General features: G+C 73.7%; 18 protein-coding genes. 8 read left to right on the forward strand and 10 right to left on the reverse strand.

All coding sequences use genetic code 11. The annotated features are described in order from the left end of the window. The first annotated feature begins 36 nt into the window (after positions 1-36). The 5 genes from mrf (at position 37) to EKG83_RS17515 (ending at position 2,833) form a co-directional block, all read left to right on the forward strand. Positions 37-1,131 (forward strand): ribosome hibernation factor-recruiting GTPase MRF, encoded by a 1,095-nt coding sequence (mrf, locus tag EKG83_RS17495; RefSeq protein ID WP_033433717.1) that lies wholly within the window; start codon positions 37-39, stop codon positions 1,129-1,131. After that, a complete protein-coding gene (locus EKG83_RS17500) occupies positions 1,128-1,379 on the forward strand; it encodes a type B 50S ribosomal protein L31 (RefSeq protein ID WP_033433718.1) in 252 nt (83 codons plus the stop codon). The genes mrf and EKG83_RS17500 overlap by 4 nt, the downstream gene beginning before the upstream one ends. A 1-nt stretch (position 1,380) precedes the next feature. Continuing rightward, complete coding sequence (rpmF, locus tag EKG83_RS17505; RefSeq protein ID WP_033433719.1) at positions 1,381-1,542, forward strand: 50S ribosomal protein L32; 162 nt, start codon at positions 1,381-1,383, stop codon at positions 1,540-1,542. Positions 1,543-1,715: 173 nt separating this feature from the next. Beyond that, positions 1,716-2,264 carry an EF-hand domain-containing protein gene (locus EKG83_RS17510; protein WP_051766540.1) on the forward strand — a complete coding sequence of 183 codons (549 nt, stop codon included), beginning with the start codon at positions 1,716-1,718 and terminating at the stop codon, positions 2,262-2,264. 98 nt (positions 2,265-2,362) lie between these two features. Then, positions 2,363-2,833, forward strand: a complete 471-nt coding sequence (locus EKG83_RS17515; RefSeq protein ID WP_033433720.1) for a nitroreductase family deazaflavin-dependent oxidoreductase — start codon at positions 2,363-2,365, stop codon at positions 2,831-2,833. Positions 2,834-2,960: 127 nt separating this feature from the next. Here EKG83_RS17515 and EKG83_RS17520 read toward each other — a convergent pair whose 3' ends face one another. From EKG83_RS17520 to EKG83_RS17535, 4 genes are read right to left on the reverse strand one after another with little or no spacing between them, the layout of a single operon-like run. Next, positions 2,961-3,635 (reverse strand): hypothetical protein, encoded by a 675-nt coding sequence (locus EKG83_RS17520; protein ID WP_033433721.1) that lies wholly within the window; start codon positions 3,633-3,635, stop codon positions 2,961-2,963. Between the two features lie 15 nt (positions 3,636-3,650). Continuing rightward, complete coding sequence (locus EKG83_RS17525) at positions 3,651-4,463, reverse strand: MerR family transcriptional regulator (RefSeq protein WP_033433722.1); 813 nt, start codon at positions 4,461-4,463, stop codon at positions 3,651-3,653. Further along, a complete protein-coding gene (locus EKG83_RS17530) occupies positions 4,447-4,971 on the reverse strand; it encodes a VOC family protein (RefSeq protein WP_033433723.1) in 525 nt (174 codons plus the stop codon). Before EKG83_RS17530 ends, EKG83_RS17525 begins: the two co-directional genes overlap by 17 nt. A gap of 34 nt (positions 4,972-5,005) precedes the next feature. Beyond that, entirely contained in the window at positions 5,006-6,274 is a 1,269-nt protein-coding gene (locus tag EKG83_RS17535) for a cytochrome P450 (RefSeq protein WP_051766541.1), read from the reverse strand. A 388-nt stretch (positions 6,275-6,662) separates the two neighbouring features. On the opposite strand from EKG83_RS17535, the gene EKG83_RS17540 reads away from it, so the two are divergent. From EKG83_RS17540 to EKG83_RS17550, 3 genes are all read left to right on the forward strand, one after another. After that, the gene (locus EKG83_RS17540) at positions 6,663-7,412 is read left to right on the forward strand and encodes a GH12 family glycosyl hydrolase domain-containing protein (protein WP_084716876.1); all 750 of its coding nucleotides are present in this window, start codon (positions 6,663-6,665) and stop codon (positions 7,410-7,412) included. A gap of 652 nt (positions 7,413-8,064) precedes the next feature. Beyond that, positions 8,065-8,277 (forward strand): hypothetical protein, encoded by a 213-nt coding sequence (locus EKG83_RS17545; RefSeq protein WP_033433724.1) that lies wholly within the window; start codon positions 8,065-8,067, stop codon positions 8,275-8,277. Positions 8,278-8,365: 88 nt separating this feature from the next. Further along, on the forward strand, positions 8,366-9,823 hold the full coding sequence (locus EKG83_RS17550) for a protein adenylyltransferase SelO (protein WP_033433725.1): 1,458 nt from the start codon (positions 8,366-8,368) through the stop codon (positions 9,821-9,823). Positions 9,824-9,869: 46 nt separating this feature from the next. Here the strand turns inward: EKG83_RS17550 and EKG83_RS17555 are convergent, their stop codons facing one another. From EKG83_RS17555 to EKG83_RS17580, 6 genes are all read right to left on the reverse strand, one after another. Next, the gene (locus EKG83_RS17555; protein WP_033433726.1) at positions 9,870-11,969 is read right to left on the reverse strand and encodes a CotH kinase family protein; all 2,100 of its coding nucleotides are present in this window, start codon (positions 11,967-11,969) and stop codon (positions 9,870-9,872) included. Further along, positions 11,960-12,799 carry a polyphosphate polymerase domain-containing protein gene (locus EKG83_RS17560; RefSeq protein ID WP_228122653.1) on the reverse strand — a complete coding sequence of 280 codons (840 nt, stop codon included), beginning with the start codon at positions 12,797-12,799 and terminating at the stop codon, positions 11,960-11,962. The genes EKG83_RS17555 and EKG83_RS17560 overlap by 10 nt, the downstream gene beginning before the upstream one ends. Next, positions 12,796-13,398: a DUF4956 domain-containing protein gene (locus EKG83_RS17565; protein WP_033433727.1), complete on the reverse strand. Its 603-nt coding sequence runs from the start codon at positions 13,396-13,398 to the stop codon at positions 12,796-12,798. Before EKG83_RS17565 ends, EKG83_RS17560 begins: the two co-directional genes overlap by 4 nt. 1,017 nt (positions 13,399-14,415) lie before the next feature. Beyond that, a complete protein-coding gene (locus EKG83_RS17570; protein ID WP_033433728.1) occupies positions 14,416-17,289 on the reverse strand; it encodes a M36 family metallopeptidase in 2,874 nt (957 codons plus the stop codon). A gap of 149 nt (positions 17,290-17,438) precedes the next feature. Next, positions 17,439-17,918 carry a GNAT family N-acetyltransferase gene (locus EKG83_RS17575; protein ID WP_033433758.1) on the reverse strand — a complete coding sequence of 160 codons (480 nt, stop codon included), beginning with the start codon at positions 17,916-17,918 and terminating at the stop codon, positions 17,439-17,441. A gap of 25 nt (positions 17,919-17,943) precedes the next feature. Continuing rightward, entirely contained in the window at positions 17,944-18,879 is a 936-nt protein-coding gene (locus EKG83_RS17580; RefSeq protein ID WP_033433729.1) for a helix-turn-helix transcriptional regulator, read from the reverse strand. Positions 18,880-18,902 lie beyond the last annotated feature (23 nt).

Below are 18,902 nucleotides of genomic sequence, written 5' to 3' on the forward strand. Positions count from 1 at the left end.
TGTAAAACGACAATCGTTTCCATTACAGTAGCGCACATGGGAACCGAGGTCGTACTGGTGGCCGGGCTCGCCGACCACGACGTGGCGGAGGAGGTCTGGCGCGCCTCGCCGGGATCGGTGCTGGTCCGCCACGACCTGCGCGACCTGGCGCGGGGCGTGGTGCGCCGCTGGGTCGACGGCGAGCTGACCGTGCTGGAACTCGCCCACGGCTGCGTCTCGTGCACCCTGCGCCTGGACCTGCTGCCGCTGCTGGAGCGGCTGGGCGGCCGGGTGGTCGTGCACCTGGACCCCGCGCTGGAGCCGGAGCCGGTCTGCCTCGCCCTGCGCGGGGTCGACGTGGAGGTCCGGGCCGTGGTCACCGTCGTGGACCGCCTCACCTGGTTGGCCGACGCGACCGGCGAGGACGCCATGGCCGAGCGCGGCCTGGGCGCGGCCGAGGGCGACGAGCGCACCGTGGCGCAGGTGGTCGTGGGGCAGGCGGAGTTCGCCGACGCGATCGTGCTGACCGGGGTCGGCGCCGACCCCGCCCTGGACGCGGTGCTGGACCGGCTGAACCCGCTCGCACCGCGCCGCGACCGGCGTGCGCTCGACGTGCCGGAACTGCTCGCCGCCATCCCGGCGGGCGCCCGCCGCGGCCGGTTCGACGACGGCTTCGGCACCCTCCTGCGCGGGCAGCCGCCCCTGGAACCGGCGCACGGCGTGGAAGTCGTCCACTTCGTGGCCCGCCGCCCGTTCCACCCGATGCGGCTGCACCGCGCGCTGGACGTGCTGCTGGACGGCGTGGTGCGCACCCGCGGCCGGGTGTGGGTGGCCAGTCAGCCGGACGTGGCGCTGTGGCTGGAATCGGCAGGCGGCGGGCTGAACGTGGGCAACCTGGGGCCGTGGCTGGCCGCCGTCGACGACTGGTCCGGTGTGGACCCCGGACGCCGGGCGGCGGCGTCGGCGACCTGGGACCCGCGCTACGGCGACCGGTCGCAGGAGCTGGTGGTCGTCACCGCGACCGCCGCGCCGGGGCGGATCACCGCCGCGCTGCGCGGGGCCCTGGTGACCGACGAGGAGTTGGCGCTGGTCGACGAGCTGGAGTTCGTCGACCCGTTCGCCGAGTGGCACGACGAGATGGAGGAGTTGTGAAGCAGGGCATCCACCCCGACTACCACCCGGTGGTCTTCCAGGACCAGGCGACCGGCAAGGCGTTCCTGACCCGGTCCACCGCCACGTCCACCCGCACCGTCGAGTGGGCGGACGGCAACACCTACCCGCTGATCACCGTGGACGTCACCGCGGACTCGCACCCGTTCTGGACCGGCGACCAGCGCGTGGTCGACACCGCCGGCCGCGTGGAGAAGTTCAACCGCCGCTACGGCAGGAGGGGTCGCTGACGTGGCCGTGCCCAAGCGGAAGACCTCGCGCGCCAACACCCGGCACCGCCGGGCGCGGTGGAAGGCCGAGGTGCCCGACCTGGTGCCGGTCACCACCCCCGACGGCCGCGAGTTGGCCGTGCCCCGGCGGCTGGTCGCCGCGTACCGGAGGGGACTGCTGTGAGCGGGGCCGCACTCGGGCGGTTCCGACGACACCGACAGTGGCTGTCGGGCTTCGACCGTCACCTTGTCGGGTAAGGGGATTGGCCCCGTTCCGCCCTCTTCGGCCGGCCCGCGGCGTCGCTACGATCCGCGGTGAAGCCCGATCAGGACCACTTCCGATGAAGCGGGTGCCACATGGCGAACCAACTGCAGAAGGGCAATGTCGACCGCGTTTTCGCGGCCCTGGACCTCGACGGCGACGGCAGGCTCACCTGGGCCGACTTCGAGGTGACCGCGCGCGACATCGGCCGGGAGGTCGACCTCGGCGAGGACGCGCCCGGGGTGCGCGAGCTGACGGCGGCCTACCGGCGGGTGTGGGAGTACGTCTGCGGTGCGGCCGACACCGACCTCGACGACGCGGTGAGCAAGGACGAGTTCGAGCAGGCCCACCTGGACGGGGAGCTGTCGACCGAGGAGCTGGTGTCCCGGTGGGTGGCCGCGGCCGCCCGGGGTTTCGAGCTGGTCGACGCCGACCGGGACGGGCGCATCGACCTGGACGAGCTGACCAGGATGTACCGGGGTGCCGGCGTGGCCGACGCGCAGGCGGTCGCCGGGACGGCCTTCGCCGCGATGGACACCGACGGCGACGGGTGGGTCGACAAGGACGAGTGGATCGCCAGCGTGCGGGGCCTGTTCACCGCGACCGAGGGGACGGTGAAGGGCGCCCGCCTGCTGGGTGCCTGACCCCTCCGTTCGCGGGGTGCCCCGGGACGGGGTGCCCCGCGAACCGGGTGGGGCGGTCGTGGTCGGCTGCTCCCGGCCGGGCGCGGTAACGTCCTGACATGAACTTGTTTCACAAACTCGTGCGGGTCGCGGGGCGGCAGGAGTGGTTCGCCCGGCTCGGCCCGAAGGTCGCCCCCTGGGACCTGAGGCTGCAGGACCTCACCCGCGGCCGGGTCAACCTCGGTGAGCTGCTGGGCGTGCCCGCGCTGCTGCTCACCACCACCGGCCGCCGCAGCGGGGTGCCGCGCTCCGTGCCCCTGCTCTACGTGCCGCACGAGGACGGGTTCATCGTCACCGCGTCGAACTGGGGTCGCGCGCACCACCCCGCCTGGTCGGCCAACCTGCTCGCCGAGCCGCTGGCCGACGTGCTGGTGCGGGGGCGGCACGTCCGGGTGCGGGCCCGCCTGGTCACCGGCGACGAGCGGGCGCGGCTGTGGCGGCGGATCACGCCCGTGTGGCCTGCCTTCGACACCTACGTGACCCGGTCGGGTGGTCGGGAGTTTCGCCTGTTCGTGTTGTCCCGCGTCTGACGGCGAGGCCGGAGAACGAGTGGTCGTCCACCCGGTCGGCACCTCGACTCGCGCGGTCCGGCACGGACGTGCCCGCGCACCCTCCTCGACGAGGAGCGGGAGCACCGGCTCCACGCCGGGCGCGACCTCACCGGACCGGCGCGATCGGGTACCCGGTCCGGCTGACCTCGTCGGCGACGGCGGCCGGCGTGGTGGCGGGGTTGAGCGCGGCCACCACGTCGGCGGTCAGCGGCCTGCCGGCGTAGACGTGGCGCACGGCGGCCAGGTCGACCGGCCTCTCGTAGTAGTCCCGCGCCCAGTCCTGGAACGCCTCGGGCGTGCCGTCGGTGAGCAGGGAGAACAACCAGTCCGCGCCGTCCTGGTCACCGCCGGGGAAGTCGATCTCCCCGTGCCGCCAGGCGTCGTCGGTGTGCTCGCGCCACAGGCAGACGGTGAGGCACGGCGTGCCGAACTCGTCGGTGAACACCGGTTCCGCCAGGTACGCCCGGAACACCTCGGGCACGGAGTCCACCACGCCGGGCCACGGCTCGCCGTCGTCGGTGGCGTAAGGGCTCATCGGCGACTCGTGGTCGAACCCGTGCACGTACGCCCCCGCGTCCGTGAACACGATGGAGTACTCGTTGCCCGCACCGTCCCGCTTGGACGCCACCTCCACGGCACCGGGCACCCCGCCGGGGCCGTGGAGGTGGTGGCGGTCCTCGCTGCCGGGGTCCAGCACCACGTCCAGCACGGCCATGGCGCGGCACAGGTCGCGCAGTTCCGGGATGGCGGGCAGGCGGCGGGCGACGTCGTACGCGGTCACGCGGACATCCAAGCACTACTGCCAGGTCGCGGTGTCGGGGTCGATGCCGTGGGCGCGCGCACTGGCGTCGACGGCCCGGCGGAACCACGAGGCGAGGCCGGCGCGGATGCCGTCGTAGTGGGCGGCGAACCCCGGGTCGGCCTCGAACGTGCGGGCCAGGCAGACCTGCATCCGCCTGGTGAGGGGGAAGTACGAGGCGAAGACCTTCCGGTGCCGCTCGATGAGCAGGTCCGCCTCCGGGCTGCCGGGCGCGACACCGGCGTCCACCGCCTCCCCGAGGGCGCGCTCGAACCCGGCGACGGCGGCGGTGACGGCCCGCCACTCCTCCGGGCCGCGCGAGGCCGAGCGCTCGGCGTACTGCGACCACTGCGCCGTGCCCCCGTAGCGCTCCCCGGCCCGGGCGGGCCAGTCCGGGTCCCACCCGGGGCCGAAGATCGCGGCCTGCTGCTCGGCGGTGAGCAGCAGGCCGCGTTCCTGGGCCTCGATCATCCGGTCCAGCCCGGCGCCGAGCCGCCGGAGCCGGTCGATCCGCTCGGTGACCAGGGCGCGCTGCGCGCGCAGCGCGCCGGGCACGTCCGCGGCCGAGTCGTCCAGGACGGCCCTGATCCGGTCCAGGCCCAGGCCCAGTTCCCGGTAGACGACGACGCGGTGCAGGCGTTCCAGGTCACCGGCGGTGTAGAGCCGGTACCCGGCGGCCGTGCGCAGCGACGGCCGCGCCAGGCCGATCTCGTCCCAGTGGTGCAGCGCGCGGACCGTCACGCCCAGGCGCGCCGAGACCTGGCCGACGGTCAGGCCCTCGGCGTCAGCAGCATCAAGCACGTGCCCCATCATCGCCCGGCGGGGTGATCCCGACGACCGCGAGGTCGCGCGCCTCCTGGCTGTCCGGGTCGAAGGGCTTCGCCGCGGTGAAGACGATCCGCGCGTTCTCCGGCGTGATCACGGTGATGTCGCGGGTGTTCCACGGCGTGTCCCGCGGACCGTCGACCGAGTCCGGGCGCAACGCGCGGCAGGCCGCGACGAGGCCGTCGACCTCGCTGAGGACGCACGCGAAGCTGAGGCTGATCGCCGGTGCCCGGTCCGGCACCTCCGCGGCCGGCACGAGGAGCACGTCCTGGAACGCCCACCGGCGCAGGTGCACGACCCCGTCGGGGATGCGGAACAGCTCGAAGAACCCGAGCCCGCGGGTCCAGAAGTCCACCGACGCCGCCAGGTCGGTGGTGGGGATCGTCGCGAACGCGGGCATCCCGTAGATGCCGCGGAACGGCTCCGGCGGGACCGCGTCCGGGCCGGGTGCGGGGACGGGGCTGATCTCGAACGCGTCGTAGTAGTCGCTCATGGGCCCCACCTTCGGGCCTCACGTTGCGTCAGGGTCAAGCCGGCGGTTCGTCCCAGGCCACCGGGAGCGACCGGACGCCGTGGATGGCCACCCGCTCGCGCAGCGGGACCTCGGCGGCGGGCACGGCCAGGCGCAGGTTGGGCAGGCGGCCCAGCAGCCGGGTGAACGCGATGGTCAGCTCGGTCCGGGCGAGCTGCTGGCCGATGCACTGGTGCACGCCGTGCCCGAACGCCAGGTGCGGCCCGTCCCTCCGGTCCAGGTCCAGGGTGGCCGGGTCCGGCCAGTGGCCGGCGTCGCGGTTGGCCGCCAGCGGCGAGATGATCACCAGGCCGCGCGCGGGGATGGTGGTGCCGGCCAGCTCGACCTCCTCGGTGGTCACCCGGAACATGCCCAGCTGGATGACCGTGAGGTAGCGCAGCAGCTCCTCGACGGCGTCGGGGATCCGGCCCGGGTCCGCGCGCAGCGCGGCGAGCTGGTCGGGGTGCTCCAGCAGGGCGAACACGCCCAGGCCCAGCATGTTCGCGGTCGTGGCGTGGCCGCCGATGAGGAGCTGGTTGGCCATGTTGACCAGCTCGTCGTCGGTGAGCGGCGGGTCGGCCACCCGGTTGTGGACCAGGCCGGAGAGCAGGTCGTCGGTCGGCTCGGCCCGCTTGCGCCGCACCAGGTCGCCCATGTACTCGCGCAGCCGCTCGCGCGAGTCGTGCATCTCGTCGATCGTCTTGTCCAGCCGCAGCGCCGTCTGGGTCCACTCCAGGAACACCGCGCGGTCGTCGCGGGGGACCCCGAGCAGTTCGCAGGTGACCAGCGATGGCACCGGCAGGGCGAACCCCTCGACCAGGTCGCCGGGGCTGCCGGCGGCCACCATCGCGTCCAGCCGCTCGGCCACGATGTCCTCGACGAGCCCGCTCAGCCGCCGCATCCGCCGCATCGTGAACTGCCCGGCGAGCAGCCGCCGGTACCGGGTGTGCAGCGGCGGGTCCAGGTTGATGAACGCACCCGCGCGCAAACGTTGATCGCTCACGATCCGGCGCTGCTCCTCGGTCAGGCGATCAAGGTCGACGGCGCGGAAGCGATCGGAGCTGAACCGCAGGTCCTCCAGCACGGCGCGCGCCTCGGCATAACGGCACACGAGCCATATCGACTCGCCGTCCTGGTTGAGCACCCGGTGCACCGGGCCGCGCTCGCTCAAGGCCATCAGGCCCGGTGGCGGGTCGAACCGGTCCGTGCGGGCCAGGACCTCGCCCAACTGCGGTAACGGACCCTCCGCGGTACTGGTCTTCCCCTGCGCCCCAGCAGCGTCCATCGCGCCACTGTAGCCACGTGAACGCGGCGGGCAACAGATCCGAATTTTTTGCTGCGCACCCGAAAAGAGCAGTTGCCCGATTATCGTCGAAGCTATTTCCGGGTCATCTGGAATTAAGCCCGGAAGGCTGGTCGAGTGCCTTATTCCAGGTGTGGTGTGCAAAGGCGCGCGGGGCATTGTGACGGCGCTTTTGCGGCGGATCGGCGGACGGTGCCCTCGCCCTCCCGGCCCCCGGCGCGGTCCGGCGTCTGCCGCCGCGCCGGGTCGCCGACCGCCGGTACGGGTTTCGGCCGAGGACTTGTGTGACGCGGACCTCACCGGGTACTCCCTACTCTGGGAGCGCTCCCAAGGCCCTGCAACGCCGCCGTGGCTGTTTGAGAGGAGTTCCATGCGACGCATCGCCCGCGCCCTCGCGCTGGCCGCCCTGCTGACCGGTAGCGCGGTGGTGGCCACCGCCGGACCGGCCCAGGCCGACGTGACGATCTGCGACCAGTACGGCTCGACCACCATCCAGGGCCGCTACGTGGTCCAGAACAACCGGTGGGGGTCGTCCGCGACCCAGTGCCTCAACGTCACCTCGTCCGGCTTCCAGATCACCCAGCAGCAGGGGTCGGCGCCGACCAACGGCGCGCCCCTGTCGTACCCGTCCGTGTACCTGGGCTGCCACTACGGCAACTGCTCGCCGGGGTCGAACCTGCCGATGCAGGTCAGCCGCATCCGCAGCGCGACCTCGTCGATCAACTACCGCTACGTCGGCGGCACCTACAACGCCTCCTACGACATCTGGCTCGACCCCACGGCCAAGACCACCGGGGTCAACCAGATGGAGATCATGATCTGGTTCAACCGCCAGGGCTCGATCCAGCCCATCGGCAGCCGCGTGGGCACCGGCACGGTCGGCGGCCGCAGCTGGGAGGTCTGGCGCGGCAACAACGGCGGCAACAACGTGATTTCCTACGTCGCCCCGTCGCCGATCACGTCGTGGTCGTTCAGCGTGCTGGACTTCATCAACGACGTGCGCAACCGCGGCGCGATCACCACGTCCTGGTACCTGACCAGCATCCAGGCCGGGTTCGAGCCGTGGAACGGCGGCACGGGCCTGGGGGTCAACAGCTTCTCGGCCTCGGTCAGCGGGTAGCCCGCGGGTCGGGTGCGCCCCGCGCGGCGCACCCGACCCCGGTCCGGCGGCGGTCGAGGGCTCTGGCGGGCGCCGCCGGCCTCGTGGGTGCCGCACCCGGGCTCGCCGGCACCACGCCCGGCGCGGACCGGCTGGACGACACGCCGTTCGACTGCGCGGACCCCGCGAACCCAGCCGGCTGGGCGCCCAGCCGGTACGGGCCCGACGACCAGTGCGCGCGTTCAACGAGGTGACCCCGGCCAAGACCGCCGCCACCGGGTTTCACCGAGGAGGGCGGCATCCTGGTCTCACTGGAACCGCTGGGCACCAACCGGGCCGGCGTCCACGAGGAGCGGTTCGAGGCCGAGCCCTCACCGAAGCACCCGAAGCCGCTCGCCACCACCTACCTGGCCGAACCCGCCGCGTGCGCGAGTTCGTGTTCACCGTGACCCCGCAGTGCGCGCAGGGCACCACAGCCGGCCGTCCACGGGGGCGCTGGCGGCGGTCATCCGCGCTCCAACAACGCGATCGCGCCACCGGTCCGCCACCGGGTGGTACCAGAACGTGTAGACCGCCGCCCAGCTGAACAGGTAGCCGTGGTAGCGGCGCACGAACGCATCAAACGTCCGCCGGGATCGGCGCGCCTGCCGAGGTCAGGGGAGACGAGCGGGAGGTGGCGGACCGGCCGGACCGGGTGCGCGCCGATGTCGACTCCTGGCCGACCGGCCGCCTGCTGTCGGTGGCCGCGCGCGTGGTGCAGGGCCGGTTCGACGAGGTCCTGGCGGAGCTGGGGCTCACCCACGCGGGCCTGGACCGGACCGGCCACGTGACCCGCGCCCCCGACGCGCGCGACCGCCGGGAGGCGGCGCGCACCGCGCACCTCTGACCGCGCGCCACGCGCCCCTGACCACGCACCACGTGCCCCCGACCGCGCGTCACCCCCCTCCTCCCACCCACCACGTACCTTTGACGGCGTGAGCACCGCGACCACCCCCCTGGACGCCCGGTTCGCCCGGGAACTCCCGGAACTGGCCCTGCCGTGGCAGGCCGACCCGGCCCCCGAACCGCGCCTGCTGGTGCTCAACGACCGGCTGGCCGCCGACCTCGGCCTGGACGCCGCGTGGCTGCGCGGCCCGGACGGGCTGGGCCTGCTGCTGGGCACCGGCCTCCCCGAGGGCACCACCCCGGTGGCGCAGGTCTACGCCGGGCACCAGTTCGGGCACTACTCCCCGCGCCTGGGCGACGGCCGCGCGCTGCTGCTCGGTGAGCTGACCCACGCCGACGGCGGCCTGCGCGACCTGCACCTGAAGGGCTCCGGCCGCACGCCGTTCTCCCGCGGCGGCGACGGGCTGGCGGTGGTCGGCCCGATGCTGCGCGAGTACCTGGTCAGCGAGGCGATGCACGCCCTGGGCATCCCCACGACCCGCTCGCTGGCCGTGGTGGCGACCGGCCGCCGGGTGTACCGCGAGACCGCGCTGCCGGGCGCCGTGCTGGCGCGGGTCGCGAGCAGCCACCTGCGGGTTGGCAGCTTCCAGTACGCCCGGGCCACCGACGACGTCGACCTGCTGCGCCGGCTCGCCGACCACGCGATCGCCCGGCACCACCCCGCGGCCGCGGCGGCGGGGAACCGGTACCTCGCGCTGTTCGAGGCGGTGGTGGCCGCCCAGGCGGAGCTGGTGGCGCGGTGGATGCTCGTGGGCTTCGTCCACGGCGTGATGAACACCGACAACATGACGATCTCGGGCGAGACCATCGACTACGGCCCGTGCGCGTTCATGGAGGCGTTCGACCCGGCCACCGTCTACAGCTCCATCGACGAGGGCGGCCGCTACGCCTACGGCAACCAGCCGCACGTGGCGCAGTGGAACCTCGCCCGGTTCGCCGAGTCCCTGCTGCCCCTGATCGCCGACGACCAGGACCGGGCGATCGCCCTGGCGGTCGAGGCGCTGGGCGCGTTCCGGGAGCGGTACGAGACCGCCTGGTCGGCCGGGATGCGGGCCAAGCTCGGCCTGGGCGCCGACCTCGGCGACGCGGTGACCGGCCCGCTGGTCGACGACCTGCTGGTGCTGCTCCGCGACAACCACGTCGACCACACGTCGTTCTACCGGGGCCTCGGCGCGGCCGCCCGCGGCGACGCCGAACCCGCGCGCGGGCTGTTCCTCGACCTCGCCGGGATCGACGCCTGGCTGGATCGCTGGCGGGCCCTGGGGCCGGACGCCGGCGCGATGGCGCGGGTCAACCCCGTCTACGTCCCCCGCAACCACCTGGTCGAGGAGGCCCTGGCCGCCGCGACCGAGGGGGAGACGGGTCCGTTCGAACGGCTCCTGGACGCCGTGACGGCCCCCTACGACGAGCGCCCCGGCCTGGAGCGCTACGCGGCTCCGGGGCCGGAGGACTTCGGCGCGACCTACCGGACGTTCTGCGGCACCTGACGCGCGTGCCCGGCACCGCGCGGGTGCCGGGCACGCGTGCCGCCGGTCAGCTCGCCGTGCAGGTGAGCACCGGTGCGCCGGGGGTGCCGGTGGACGTGCCGACGAACCCGAACGAGGTGCTGGCGCCGGGCGCGAGCGCGCCGTTGTGCGCGGCGTTGCGGGCGGTGAACGCCGTGCCCTGGCTGGTGACCGTCGCGTTCCAGGACTGGCTGATCTTCTCACCGCCGGTGAAGTTCCACGTCACGGTCCAGCCGCTGATCGCCGCGGTGCCCGCGGTGACCCGCACCTCGCCCTGGAACCCGCCGGGCCACTGGTTGGTCAGCGCGTACGCCGCGGTGCACCTGGGCCCGCCCGGCTGCGTGCCGGTCGTCGTGGTGGTCGTGGTGGTCGTCGTGCTGGTGGTAGTGCTGGTGGTGGTGGTGCTGGTCGGGGTCGTGCCGCCGCCCCAGGCCGTCGTCGAGTCGAGCCAGGCCGAGCGGCGCTGGATCCAGCTCTGCATGGTCTGCACCTGGCCCTGCCACGTGGGGTCGGTCGGCGTGATGAAGAAGCCGATCGTCCTGGTGGTCAGGTTCGGCCAGCGCTGGAAGTTGCGCTGCGCCGCGTTGGTCAGCGGCCGGGTCAGGGCCGCGACCCGGCTCTGCACGGAGGCGTCGGAGAGCACGCCGCGGCGCAGTTCCTGCCAGCGCGCCTTGACCTGGTTGACGAACGCCGGGTCCCGCAGGAGCTGGGTGTACCAGTCGAAGGCGATCGGCTGCCGCGTCTGCTGGTACTGCCAGCCGGCGACCTGGTCGTTCTGGAAGAAGCCGCCGACGCCGAAGGTGAGGTCGAAGTCCCACAGCGGACCGGCGGTGATCCTGCCGTCGCGGTCCTTGTGGAAGTAGGAGCTGCGGACGTAGGCGTCCATGTTGCGGCTCAGCTCGTTGATGATCAGGTTGTTGATGAAGGAGTCGACGTCGATGTACTTGCGGTAGCCGGTGTTCGGGTCGGCGAAGTTCGGCGCCCGCAGCACGTCGTGGAACTCCTGGACGTACCCGCGCAACCAGTCGCGCTGCGCGGGCTGCAGCGGGTCGGGGTCGGCGACCTCCAGGTAGTTCCAGCAGGTGGCGGCGGCCCCCGTGCACGGCAGCGTCGGTTCCTCGGCGGCCATCCACTCGAACTTGAAGATGTACCCGCCCTGGATGGCGGGCAGGGTGGTGTCGGTCTCCTTCAGCTTCTTCAGGTCGAGCCGGTTCTTGGAGTTCTTGATGGTCTCGACGACCATGTAGACGCCCATGTAGTCGTTGGTGCCCACCGGGGTGGCGTCGGTGTTGAGGTAGAACTCCGCGAAGGCGTACCGCGGCGTCTTCAGCCCCATCTCCCGGCCCAGCTCGTAGACGAGGGCCTCGCGGGCCAGCGCCTTGTCCGGGAACGGCCCGCGCAGCACCCAGTCGGAGTCGGCGGGCATGCCGAGCACCGGGAAGTCGGCGTCGTCGTCGGCGTTGTCCCGGAACTCGACGCGGTAAGGCGTCTTCTCGTACGAGGCCGACGACTGGCCGCGCAGCCGGAACCCGGCGCGGGTGGCCACCGCCGGCGTCGCGGCCAGCGTGGTGGTGCCGCCCGCGGCCGGCTGGAAGATCATGGCGGCCGCGTCGAAGTACTCCCGGGCGGGCTTGCCCGCGCCGTAGGAGTCGAGCACCACCACCGGCAGGTCGTGCGCCGTGGTGGTGTTCTGGGCGACGTACATGGCCGTGCCGGGCGCACCGGTCGCGGTGCCGTTGACGAACGCCTGCGCCCGCAGCTGGGTGCTGCGGGTGAACTGCAGCGGCGTGCCCTGGTAGAGCGTCGACTGGGCGGTGGGCAGTTGGCCGTTGGTGGTGTAGCGGACCTGGGCCCCGCTGATCGCGGTGCCCAGCGACACCGCGACCTGGCCCTGGAAGGTGCCGCTCGGCACGGAGAAGGTGATGTCGCCGACCAGGTCGGCCGCCGAGGCCGCCGCGGTGGCGGCGTCGGCGGCCGACGTGTCGGTGGCCGCGGCGGGTGCCGGGTCCGCCGCGGCGCCGGTCGACAGGGGTACCAGGAGTCCGGTGAGGAGCACGGCGGCGATCGCGGCGGCCGCCGCGGTGCGGCGGGTCGCGGGGGCGCCCGTGCCGCGGTGGTTCAGGCGCACGATGCCTCCTTCTCGGGTCGGTGGGTGAGGGTCGGTGCGGTGCCCACCGACGGCGTCGTGCCGCGGAAGTGGCGGCGCAGCGTCCGCCGCCACGGCACGTCGGGCAGGTCCAGGCGCAGCGCGGCCAGCCCGGTGGCGTACTTGGAGATGCGGACGGGCCTCAGCCCCGCCTGCCACAGCATCCGGTCGACCGGGGTGGCCGCCGAGGCGGACTTGGTCTCCACCACGGCCACGCCGGGCAGCCGCAGCGTCGAGTCGACGTCCCGCCAGGTCAGCCCCGTGTCGATGGTGACCCGGCTGGCCGTGGCGGGCAGCAGGAGGGTGGCCCGGTGGTAGTCGGTGACCAGGACCGGGTCGAGCGCGCCGCCGGCGGGGGCGAACGACTCGCGGGCCAGCGCCTCGTCGACGAAGTCGCGGCCGGGGTGCACGGTGCCGCTGTCCCGGGCGGCGTAGGGCAGCCGGTGCTTGGTGATGCTGCCCCGGGCGCCGCTGATCTTGACCTCCAGCCAGCACTCGGCCGAGTCGACGTAGGTGCGGGTGCGCACCTTGAACCGGCGGCGCCTGCGGTAGGCCGCGCAGTGGTAGCTGGCCAGCCGGGGCGTGTCGAAGTACACCGACTCGTACCGGAAGGTGCGCCTGCCGTCGACGTCCAGCGCCCGCGCGTGCGGCGCTACCCGCTCCAGCAGGCCGGGCAGCGCCTCGGTCGGGACGAGGTACTTGCGGTCCACCCTGGTCTGGAGCGCGGCGCGGTCGACCAGCTCGGCCAGGCCGACGGGCGAGAGCCGCGCCAGGGCCCGGGTGAGGGGCATCGCGGTCATCGGTGTGGTCATCGGTGCACCCCCGTTCGCGCGGACGGGACGGACTCGGCGGTCAGGCCGCGCTCGACCACCGCGTACCGGACGTCGACCACGGTGGTCTCGTTGACCATGTCGAGCCGCTGGACGGTGACGGCGTGCACCCTGGCGTGCAGCAACTGCTCCAGGTGCGCGACGAGCCTGACGTGGTCGGTGATGGCGGAGTCGAGCACCAGGACCTGGTGCCGGTAGCGCCGGAAGAGCCGCCGGTGGTCGCCGAGGAACATCACCAGGACGATCAGCCCCATGAGACCGCCGTTGAGCCACACCGAGGTGGTGCCCAGCGCGCCGAGGATGCCCAGGGCGAGGGCGGAGAAGTAGTACGCCACCTCGTGCTGGTCCAGCTCGGTCGACCGCAGGCGGATGATCGACAGCACGCCGAACAGGGCCATGCCCAGCCCGAGCCCGGCGCCGACGTTGCTGGAGCTCAGCGCGCTGGCCACGGCGAGGACGCCGATGTTGACCCCGAGGTAGGCGACGACCAGGTCGCGGCGGCGGTGTCGCGGGAAGTAGAGCCCGAAGACGAGCAGCACCACCGCGCAGATGTCGATCGCGAACAAGACGAGTTGTGACATCTCGTACGTGCCTCCTGAGCCACTGCCGGGTCGGCCGGGCACCGCTGCTTCTTGGCGGAGGTCTGCAGGACGGTCGCCGAAACTTTTCGAGCTGTTGGGTAAACTTTCGGGAACTAGTGCGAAACGATAGGTGCATGGCAGGTGTCACGTCAATGAACGTCCACAGTTACGCTGCGTGCCGACAAGGCGTTCTGCCCCAGGTCGGAGGTGATCACACGCCCGAATGGACCAGGGCGCGTGCGGTGGCCCGAGGGTGCCCCGACGGGGTGCCGATCACCACTTCTGACCGAAAGTTTCGGCGCTACCTGGCAAAAAGCGGGAAGGTGTGATCATCAAGCGCCGCTCCGGGGGCGGATCGCGGTCCACTCGGGAGCGGGTGCTGTTGAGACGGGGCGCCGGCGCGCCGCGCGGGTCGGCCCGGTCGGACCCCGGCCGCGCGAGGGGCCGGGTCCGACCGCGAGGGGTCGGGCGGGCCGCGAAGGCGCGCCCACGATGCGCTCGGGGGCCGTGTTCCCCGGTTCGCCGCCGCGTCCGCCGAAGCCGGGACGTGTTCACCAGGGTGAAAATGTGAACGCCGGCAGATTTGCGCTTCTTCGTCGCCGGGGACCCCTGTATCGGCGGTCTCGGATAAAGAGTCACGGCCCCGGGAAATCGCTGGGGGGTGCGATTCCCGGGGCCGCTCGGCGGAAAGCGATGTCACCGACTGCAATGCGCTGACCAGCGCGCACGGTAGCGTTGGAGCTGCTCGCGCGCACTGCTTCCCGTCGAGGGGGGAGCTGGTCGGCGTTCAACTCCTGAATCCGACCGGTCGAAGTCCGCAACGCCAGTGTGGCGCTTGGCCGGCGCTCTGGCAACCCCCGCCCGGTGATGTGGTGTCCACTTGTCCGCAGACCGGTTGAATTCCACGTGATCCGCGGTCTGGTGGGCCGACATTGCTTCAATGGTGTGGAAGTCGCGGCTTGAACAATGTCGCTCGACGGGGTGCCCGCCCCGGCGCGGGACGGGCACCGGTCGACCTCAGCGCGAGAACGCCTGGAACTCGGCGATCCGCACGGCCTGCGCCGCCGCCGGGTTGCCGGTGGCGCAGTCGCTGGTCGAGCGCGGGTCGTCGTGCTGCGAGCCCGCGTACGCCGGCGCGCCGGTGCACTGGTTGGCCAGCACCCGGATGCGCAGGTGCGTGGCCAGGGTCGGCGGCACCCGGAACGAGCGGGTCGCCAGGTCCGCCACCGTCGGCCGGGGCGCGTCGGCGGGGAAGGCGTCCGCCGGGCTGGTGTACCGGACCCGGAAGTCGGCCGGGTCGGTGCACGCGGAACCGGTGGCGGTGTTGCAGGTCAGCACCTCGAACCGCCGCAGCGCGGTGAACCGGTTCTGGGTGCCCGGGTCGGCGTCCCCCTCGACCGCGGGCCGCAGCTGGGCGCTCACCTGCACCCGCCCGACGAGCCGCGGGCGGTCGCCGGCGAGGTCCACCGTGACGCCCCGGCCCGCCACCGGCGCGCCCACCGACGCCCAGTTGGTGGCCTCGGTGTCGTCGATGAGCCGGTCCGGGTTCACCCCGTCGCCGGTCGCGGTCGCGCCCAGGGCCCGGGAGGCGAGGTTGTGGACCTCCGGGACCCGGACCACCTCGTGCCCGTGCACCGCGCGCCGCAGCCGCGTGGTGCCGCGGCCGTCCGCGACCACCACGAGGTCGTAGGTCCCGGGGACCAGCTCCGCGGTGTCGGGCAGCGGGGTCGCCGGGTCGGTGTCCGCGACCGCGCTGCTGCGCGCCTCGTGCACGCCGACGTACAGCCGCGCGCCCTCGGCGCCGGTCAGCCGCACGGTGGCGTTGCGCCCGTGCGGCGAGGCGAAGCTCGGCGTCGGGTCCGCGTCGTTGGGCCCGTTGCTCGCCGCGTCGCGCCCGAGGCCGCGCCGGGCGAACGCCTCCCACAGCTCGGCCACGTCCGCGCCGCCGAAGCGGATCTCGTTCGCGGCCAGGGTGGCGTCGCGCATGTCCACGTAGCTGACCGCGCCGGAGGCGTTGAGCAGCAGCGCGTCGAACGCCTGCTGCACCCACCGCCGGTTGCCCGGGCACCGCTCGACCGGCCGCCGCCCCTCCGCGCACGCCCGCTGCGCTTCCCGGGTGCCCAGGCCGTACTTGTCGATCATGGCCTGCCGCAGGTCGAAGCTCGTCGCGCTCCAGATCTCCCCGTCGGCGTGCACCTGGGCGCCGACCAGGTCGTAGGCGACGTTGCTGTAGTTGAGCGGGCTGCGGCTCATGTCGTAGTTGCGGATGCCGGACTTGGCGTCGCCGGTGACGTACCCGCCGATGACGTGCGGCGTCTCGCCGCGCGGCCGGAAGCCGTGCTCGAACAGGTACTCCATGGCGAACAGGTCGGAGTGCGACTCGTTCATCGCGCCCGCCTGCGCGCCCGACCACCCGCTGTCCGGACCGGCGATCAGCCGGCCGCTGATGGCGTGGCCGTACTCGTGCCCGATCACGGACATGTCGTAGTCGCCGTCCACGCACGGCCCGTAGAACCCGCCGGGCGTCGGTTGCCACAGGTACATGTTCGTGGTCGGCGGCACGCCGTCGGGCGGCGTGATCTGGTTGGCGTTGTTGCGGGACGGGAAACCCGGCGGCGCACCACCCACCCGGCCGCCGGCCTGGGCGTTGCCCCGCTCGGCGTCACCGCCGAGGCCGCCGCGGTCGCCGTTGTCGGCCTGCATGTTCCAGGTCTCCTCGGTGAACCCGAGGTGGTAGGACCAGTCGTGCATGCGGTTGTGCATGGCGAACAGGTTGGCCATGGCCGCGTCGACGTCGTTCTGCCGCGGCGACGAGAACACCGCGGGGTTGCAGCGCTGCTCGTGCCACTGGTTGGTCCACGGGTAGGTGTAGCGGCGCTCCGGGCTGGTCGCCGAGGTCCGGGTGCCGACCGTGCCGCTGCCCAGGTCGTCCCACTTCTCGGTGGCCCGGGCGGAGTTCCCGGCCGAGGTCAGGCTGGGCGTCCCGGTCGTCGGGTCGAGGTCCCAGGCCAGCCCCCGGTCGGCCGTGCGCACGGTCCGCTCGCAGCCGGCCACCCGCTCCGCGCACCACCGCACGCGCGTGTCGCGCGAGGAGTAGTCGGCGGGCGGGTTGGCCGGGAACACGTCCCACCCGGCGTCGTCGGACTGGTGGTCCACCAGGTCCTCCCGGACCAGCAGCGCACCGGTCCGGGCGTCGACGTAGCTGGTGGTCCCGGTCTCCTGGCCGACCAGCACGACCTGGTACGCGGCCCGCGCGGGCCCGTCGGGCACGGGCACCGCGCCCGCGGTGACCCGGGTGGCCGCGCCGAGCCCGGCCGCGGCGAGGGCCTGCTCGGGCGAGAGGGTCGCGGGCTCGGGCGCGGTCGTGGTGGGGCTGAGCGTCGAGCTGAGGTAGACCACCGCGCCGTCGCGGATGCCGAACGCGGCCAGCCCGTCCAGGATCGACGGCGTCGACCCGAACCGCTGGCGCAGCATCACGTAGGAGCCCTGCCCCATGGGCCGGCTGACCAGGACGTCCATCGAGTCGACGTCCCGCTGCGCCAGGCCGAACACGTCCGGGTTGGCCGCCAGGTAGCCGCGCGCCACCGCCACCGGGTCCCCGGCCGAGCGGGCCTGGAGGCCGGGGCGCGGCACCAGGGTCGCGGGCGTGCCGTACCTGTTCCACCGCACGGTGGCGGCGCGTTCGCCCGCGAGCGCCAGCCGCCGGTCCGACGGCCGCGCCGCCGGCGGCCGGTTGTCGACGTCGTCGGGGTCGTGGCCGTCGCCGGGCGCCTCGACCGTTGCGCCACCGGTCGGCGCGGCGGACGCCGTACCCGTGGCCACGAGGGGGCCGATCGCCAGCGCACCTGTCGCGGCGAGCACCGCGGCCTGCCGTAATACCCGTCTCCCCATGGGAAAGCCTCTCTGCGAGCCGGACGGGACCGTCCCGAGCCTTCCGGGCGGCGGCGGTGGCGGACACCCCCGTTGGTAGGGCGCGGCGGCACTCCGGCAAGAGGGGGCGGCACGCCCCCTGCCGGCGCGGTACCGCTGCTCCTGAGGTCTCAGAGGGGAATCCGGTAGCGCAGCACGGCGGCGGACCCGCTGTCCTCGGGGACGCCGCCGTGGCGCTCGACCGTCCTGGCCGACGCGGTGTTGTCGGCCTCGCAGACGACCAGCACCCGGTCCAGGCCGAGCGCCCGCGCCTCGTCGAGCACGCGGCCCAGCGCCCAGCCGGCCAGGCCGCGCCGGCGCGCGGAGGGCCGGATGCCGTAGCCGACGTGGCCGAGCCGGTGCACGAGGTCGTCGTCACCGTGCCGCAGCGCGATGCCGCCGAGCACCCGGCCGTCCTCGACGATCCACCAGTGGGCGCACCCCGCCTCGGCGGTCAGGCGCGCCACCCAGGCCGCGAACCCGGCGGGCGTGTCGACCCGGTCGGTGGGGCGCAGGCCGAAACCGTCCTCGTGGGCGCCGGGGCCCCACTCGTCGTGCGCGTCGAGCCACGCGGTGCGCAGCTCGGTGGTGGGTGCGACCAGCTCGGGCATGATCACGACCGTACCGGTGCGCGGGTCAGTACCGGTCGAGCAGCCACCGGCCCAGCGCGCGCAGCCGGTCGTTGAGCGCGTCCGGTTCGAGCACGTCGACGTCCAGGTCGAGGTGGACGAGCCAGCGGGCCGCCCAGTCCAGGTCGTCGGTGCCCAGGTGCAGCTCGCACCCGTCGCCGTCGTCGACCACGGTGGCGACGGCCGGGTCGACCATCTCGCGGACCAGGTCGCCCGAGGTGTGCACCCGCACGCGCACCCGGTGCCGGCGCGGCCCGTGCGCGAGCCGCTCGGTGGCGAACGCGGCGGCGTCGGCCGGCGGTTCGGGCGCCGGGAGGCGCGTGCCGAGCGGTTGGACGCCCTCGACGCGGTCGAGCGCGTAGACCGCCCACCGGTCGGCCCCGCGCGGGCACGCGACCAGGTACCAGCGGCGGCGCAGGGTGACCAGCCGGTGCGGCTGCACGTCGACCGGTTCGGCCAGCGCCGCGTGCGGGCGCCGGTGCCGGATGCGGACGGCCTCGCCCGCGCGGCAGGCGAGCGCGACCGGGATGAGCACGTCGCGGTCCGGGCGGCGGTGCGCGCGCGCCGGTGCCCGGACGTCGGCGAGCGCGGCCAGCCGGGCGCGCCACCGGGCGGGCACGACCTGGGTCAGCTTGGCCAGGGCGGTGGTCGCGGCGGTGTCCAGGCCGTCGACGGCGACCGCGGTGCGCAGCCCGAGGGCGACCGCGGCCACCTCGTCGGCGTCGAGCAGCAGCGGGGGCATCGCGTGGCCCGCCGCGAGCCGGTAGCCGCCCGCCCGGCCGGCCTCGCCCTCGATGCGGTAGCCCAGCTCGCGCAGCTGGGCCACGTCGCGGCGGGCGGTGCGCTCGGTGACGCCGAGCCGGGCCGCGAGCCGCGCGGCGGAGATGCCGGGGTGCGCCTGGAGCAGCGCGAGCGTTTCGAGGCGCCGGTTGGTCGTGCTCACCGGGCGATCATCCCGCAGAAACC

This window comes from Saccharothrix syringae (assembly GCF_009498035.1).
Classification (GTDB): domain Bacteria; phylum Actinomycetota; class Actinomycetes; order Mycobacteriales; family Pseudonocardiaceae; genus Actinosynnema; species Actinosynnema syringae.